Source organism: Mesorhizobium sp. P2_F8 (assembly GCF_056403655.1).
Genome location: NZ_JBFUFB010000061.1, coordinates 1 through 5,285, shown reverse-complemented (window position 1 = coordinate 5,285; position 5,285 = coordinate 1). Strand labels below are relative to the sequence as shown.

Sequence of the window (5,285 nt, the reverse complement as noted above, 5' to 3'; positions counted from 1 at the left end):
GGCTACTTCCAGCCGATCACCCGCGCCGATTTGTCGTCTTTCTTCGGCAAGGAGATCAGTCGCGATTTTATTGGTCATCTGCGCGGTGCCGGCCTGATCGCTTCCGGTCCGCGTAGCCCGACGCCGGGCGCGCCCTACACCTACGTGACGACAAAAGAATTCCTGCTGGAGTTCGGGCTCGACACGCTGCGCGAACTGCCGGATTTCGAGGCGCTTGAGGATGCTGGATTGCTGTCGAAGGAGAAGTTGCTGTCTGGTGACATCATGCCGGACTTTTCCTCCAGCCATCAAAACGCCGACGTCGACGTCGAGGAATAGCTGCCTGCGCCGCGCATCAGCCGCTGGYCGTTGCAGGGCTGCTCGATAGGCTGATTGCTCCAGCAGGTAGCGGGGCCAGTAGAGACGCCAAAAGTCTGGAAGCAGGGTGGACTCAAACTGGTCGGTGAGCTTGCACTGCGCTAAATGAGGGGTAGGGGGAGGTTCCGCGCCTGGGGGATTGTGTGTATTGCGACGGTTAGTCATAAGAGCTCTTCAACTTTGCTAATTACGATCAGGCATAGGAAGATGTCGTCATAGCCACTCCAAGGCCCAGCAATAATAGTGTGAGCGCATGGCATGTTGGAGCTGCAGTCGTCTCACTTTCGCGGAACACGATGCGATATTCGGCGGTCGTCAGTTGGTGGTCGGATAGGTATCGAGTTCCTGGCGAACGTCTGCGGCCGTGATTTGGGTGGACCAGCCCGCGTTCTGCATCCCGCGAAACTCGCCGCAGAGGGAGGCCGCGAAGTCCATTTCGTTCATCTGCCGAGCGAAGCCGTAGAGTCGCGACAGCTCTGTAGCTAGTTCGGTCAGGTATCGTCTTTCCAGTGGTGACATCGGATTTGCGGGCCATACTCATGACAAGGGGTCTCGGGTCCATCTTTCGCGAAGCTGTCGTCGATGGCAAGAAATTCGGCGAAATTGATCCTTGGAGGTAAGGGCGCCGGCTTCGCTCTCGCTTGCCGCGCGTTGCGTTTCCGCGAAGCACGTCCTCGATGATGGGACGCGGCGCCACCTCGGACGCCGTCAACGACGTTCTGTCGTAAAAATGGCTTCCGTCAGCCGGCCGCTTTCTATCTCCAGGAGGCCAGAAGCTGACCGACCGTCATCGGCCCCGGAGCCGCCATGTCTGAACTCCCGCACTTTGGCTTTTCCAGCGCTAAACTGGCCTTGGGCRATGAATGGGAACGGCCGGATGTTCCCGGCCTGTGCTCGAGAAATCGCATAAAAGGCAGTGGAACGGTGTGCGGAGTCGCCCTAGCGCCGATCCCGGCATGCCAACCTTCTGCAAATAGGGCGCAGAGATCGCCCGTGACCCGCGTGACTATCTCGAAACGATGACGGGCACGCTTGGTGCGGGAGATGAGGCTGTGACCCTCCACGACCACAACCCTGCGGCCTGTTATTCTGGCCACCTTCTTCCCGATACTGTATGGCGTGAAGGATCGCCTCGTAAACGGAACCGATCTCCTCCTCGATTTCATCGGCCCTTATGCCTCGGCGATCTGCTTCCCGCATAGCCTCGTCAGCTAGGTCGGTAACTGTCAACAACAGATCATTCGGGGCCCGGTCGGGCAAATGGTCCGAAATCCAGTGATACAAGAAATCTGCGCCCCCGTGCTCATCGGTCGCCCTGTCAGATGCGAGCTTCGCGGACGATCGAGGAATGATCGTAGCCCACCATAGATATCAGATACCRCACCTGGGCCTCGGATATACCGGTCTCACGCGCCATCTTGCGCACAAACTCCGCTTTCGGGTCGAACGGCTTCGGATCTTCGTTGGGCATCATGCGATTCCTAGTCGCACAAGTAAGCTTCCGGATGACCATAGCGTTCCCCTCCAACTAAGACTCTCCATATTGCGTTGCTCGGTGGCTCGGAGCTTGCTCGGAACCTGTTCAGAGCCAATCTCTTTAGAGTGGTCAGTCTGCTCAAAGGATTGCCCGTGTGCAGGCGCGCTCCACTGTCAATACCAGGATTTTGGCGCAGCCAGTCGGTTCGTCAAGGGGTTGCTAATATACGGATTTCAACGGGCTTTGTTGAATGCCCCACGTCGGCGCTTTTTTAAGCGGAACTCCGCAGCACCATCCATTTTAATGTTCGCTGCCGCCGCCCCAAAGGCTACCTTTGATTCCTGGATAGGCATGCGATACGGAGGATCACTTGGTGAGGTCCCCTATGGTGACAAAGGTCCGATGGCACGCATTACCCGGTGGCGAGGAGCGACAAGCGAGACTTGAGAAGATGGCCGAGCTCAAACGGCTTAGGTCCTATGAACTGCTCCTCGATCCCAACGCCCAGTTTCACGACATCGTTGACTGCGCAGCGCTGTTTGAGGTGAGCGAGAGGGGTTGGACTTTCGAATTGCGCGCTGACGCCTAAGCCCTACGAGGCAACCTCGCCGCCATCGTCCCACAAGACACCGAACAGAGAAGAGAGGTTGGCGGGCTTTTCCCCTTATACTTTTCTCTACCGGCGGCGCCAAATTCTATTGTCGGTGGCGAGACCGCTATCGCCTTTAGAGCGGGCTAGCATTGGAGTGCCTTCGACGGTGAAGACAATTCCTGCGTCCTCAAACGCTTGGCGCATGGCCGCGATGTTGTGGGGACGCGGTTTCCTATAGCCATTCTCAAAATCGCTGATCGTCATTTCGCTAAGATTGGCCTTTGCCGCAAGTCGCACTCGCGACCAGTTAAGCAGGGCTCGTGCTGCTCTTGATTGATCTGCTGACAGTAGGTTTCGGCTGTCCATAAGAACTCGAACATTCAATATGGCTAAAATGTTCCTTGGCCTTTTGCGACGATCTAAGGCCTAGCGAAGCCTATAAGGCGTGACTTATGCAACAACTACGCGTTCTCCAAAGCAAGACGCGGCATGCTGGCTAGGACACCTTCACCGAGATTGAGAGGAGTCGGCTCCCTAGCCCTGGCAGGGCTTCGCCTCGCGCGCCTTCGTGAGGCGAAGAGCGGCATACCACGGTGCCGGACTGGGTATGACCCTCTGCAATTCGAGAAGCTGGCGGCAGACAAGCTGCAAGAAGAGGAATTTCCGCGCCTATCTTACGCTAAATGTCGCCAGCCATTGTCGCGCCGCTAGCATATCAGGTGCGTCATCCGCCCCGAGGAGAAGCTCGCCATCGGTGGCCGGCTAACCGAGGCAAAGGCGTCTCCGCTCTTCGATCACTTCGGCCAACGGCTGAGACAGGCAACAAAGTTTGGCGCGATCGAGAGTGCAACATATATGGCCCAGGTGAGGGCAAGGCAGGGCGTTTGTTGACGCTCTTCGAGCGAGACCCGGTCACTCGCAATCTCGAAGCTTCTTCAAGGCAGCATTCGCTTCCGCCTCCGTCTTATAGGTGACCCTCGTAAGGTCTATGACGAGGGTTCCATCTGGCTTCTTTGTGACGACCTCGCACTGCTTTGAAACGGCATCCTTAGCAACCCAATATTGGGCGGTGTCTGCAAATGCCGAGGCTGAAAGCTGAATGAGCAGCGCGATAGTCATTGCGATCTGGCGTACCATTTTTATCCTCCCTTGATCACATCGGAACGTGCGCTTCTGTTCCCCTGAAGGGACTTACCCTCCATTCATGCAAGCCAACGACAGGAAGGCCGGGGCGTGGCCGGCGTCTGAGAGTTGTAGAGGTCTTCAATCGGCTTGAACTAGATCGTCTTGCTACCGCGGCGAGCTCGTCAAACTAGATTCCGTTGCGGTGTTCCTCCGCGATTTCCGCTTCGCTTTTTGATGGACCCATACAGTCTCTTAACCAGGAATCCGAACGGCACAAAGCACGAAGAACCCACAAGCCTTTCGGCGCCCGATTTGGAGGCGTCATTCCAGTTTTCGCGAGATCGCGAGGGCGCGGGACGATTCCTGAAGTTACTCGACTTGCTGTTCGCCTTCGCACTGGCGCGATCGTCTCCGCCTGGCAACCAATCCGCGTCTGATGCTGTTTCTTCCGCATCTGTGTTATCCCCTCAACTCTCGGCTTTAGCTAAAGGCGGCCCGTTGCCCCATCGTAGGTAGCGGGCTTCGCTTTGATGCCTAGCGAAGCTGCGTGCAGGCCTTATACCTAGTCGCGGCGAGCCACGAGATGTCAAGGAACGAAAGGTCGGGCAACGAATTGTTATTGCGTCGTAACAATTTACGGGAGGTTTTCATGGGACGCGGAATCTTGCTTTGGCTCCTTGGAATTCCGATTCCAATCATCATCCTCATCATGCTTTTCGCGCGATAGGAGGGGTCAATGGACTCAACTGAACACGTTTCCGGCTCGACGGAATCCTCTTCCGCCGTCGTCAGTTGGGGGCCTGTCATCGCTGGCGCGTTCGCCGCGTGCACGCTCTCTTTCATTCTAATGCTACTCGGTTCCGGCCTTGGACTAACTATGGTATCGCCATGGTCCGGCTCGGGCGCCTCGATTACGACTTTCGCGGTCTCCACGGCGGTCTGGCTGATCATCGTGCAATGGCTCTCCTCGGGCGTAGGCGGCTATCTTGCAGGACGGTTGCGTACCAAATGGGTCAGCGTTCACACCGACGAGGTTTACTTCCGCGATACCGCGCACGGGTTTCTTGCCTGGGCACTTGCAACGCTACTCGTCGTCGGTGTTCTCGGATCGGCTCTCTCTAGTGTCGTTGGCTCGGGCGTTCAGGCGGTGTCGACTGTTGCTTCGGGCGCGGCCATGGGCGCTTCCGCTGGTGCATCGTCCAACGCAGGTGCGGTGGCTGACAACGCAACATCGTACTTCGTCGATTCGCTGTTCCGGACGACTGACCCTTCCAAGCTTTCCGCCGCCAACCCCCAAAGCGATGCGGCGGCCACGGCGCAGGCAACACATATTCTGATCGCGGGCGCCGCGGCCGGCGAAGTTTCTGCCGATGACAAGACCTACTTGTCTCAACTGGTTTCGGTGCGGACGGGATTGTCGGAAGCGGATGCCAAGGCGCGCGTCGATGCAGTCCTTGCCAAGATTCAGGACGCAAAAGTGAAGGCGAAACAGGCTGCTGACACGGCCAGGAAGGCAACCATAACCTTTGCGCTTTTGAGCGCTTTGTCCTTGGTCATCGGCGCCTTCGTGGCTAGCGCAGCGGCGGCTCTAGGCGGGAGGCAACGCGATGAGCTGGAAGAAGGCTATCTCCTGCCTCGGTAGATAGTTGAGATCATCCCAGTTCGTGGCCCGCCCGATTCTCCATTCGGGCGGGCGTTTTTCTCGATGAGCGGAACCTCAAATGCTGCGGCTGG

The 5,285-nt window shown here is 57.4% G+C and carries 6 protein-coding genes; 2 read left to right on the top strand and 4 right to left on the bottom strand.

Annotated elements, in window-relative coordinates; all coding sequences use genetic code 11:
* Window positions 1-318, top strand: a 318-nt coding sequence (scpB, locus tag AC1DZP_RS35640) for an SMC-Scp complex subunit ScpB (protein ID WP_477308969.1), incomplete at its 5' end; no start/stop codon positions are given.
* Between the two features lie 354 nt (window positions 319-672).
* On the opposite strand, the gene AC1DZP_RS35635 is transcribed toward scpB, so the two are convergent.
* The 4 genes from AC1DZP_RS35635 to AC1DZP_RS35620 form a co-directional block, all read right to left on the bottom strand.
* A complete protein-coding gene (locus AC1DZP_RS35635; protein WP_477308967.1) occupies window positions 673-876 on the bottom strand; it encodes a hypothetical protein in 204 nt (67 codons plus the stop codon).
* A gap of 799 nt (window positions 877-1,675) precedes the next feature.
* Window positions 1,676-1,828, bottom strand: coding sequence for a hypothetical protein (locus tag AC1DZP_RS35630; RefSeq protein ID WP_477308965.1), 153 nt, complete (start codon window positions 1,826-1,828; stop codon window positions 1,676-1,678).
* Window positions 1,829-2,510: 682 nt separating this feature from the next.
* Window positions 2,511-2,792, bottom strand: coding sequence for a helix-turn-helix domain-containing protein (locus tag AC1DZP_RS35625; RefSeq protein ID WP_477308963.1), 282 nt, complete (start codon window positions 2,790-2,792; stop codon window positions 2,511-2,513).
* Between the two features lie 546 nt (window positions 2,793-3,338).
* Window positions 3,339-3,563, bottom strand: coding sequence for a hypothetical protein (locus AC1DZP_RS35620; protein ID WP_477308961.1), 225 nt, complete (start codon window positions 3,561-3,563; stop codon window positions 3,339-3,341).
* A 724-nt stretch (window positions 3,564-4,287) separates the two neighbouring features.
* Between AC1DZP_RS35620 and AC1DZP_RS35615 the strand changes: the two genes are divergently transcribed.
* Window positions 4,288-5,193 (top strand): hypothetical protein, encoded by a 906-nt coding sequence (locus AC1DZP_RS35615; RefSeq protein WP_477308959.1) that lies wholly within the window; start codon window positions 4,288-4,290, stop codon window positions 5,191-5,193.
* The last annotated feature ends 92 nt before the right edge of the window (window positions 5,194-5,285 follow it).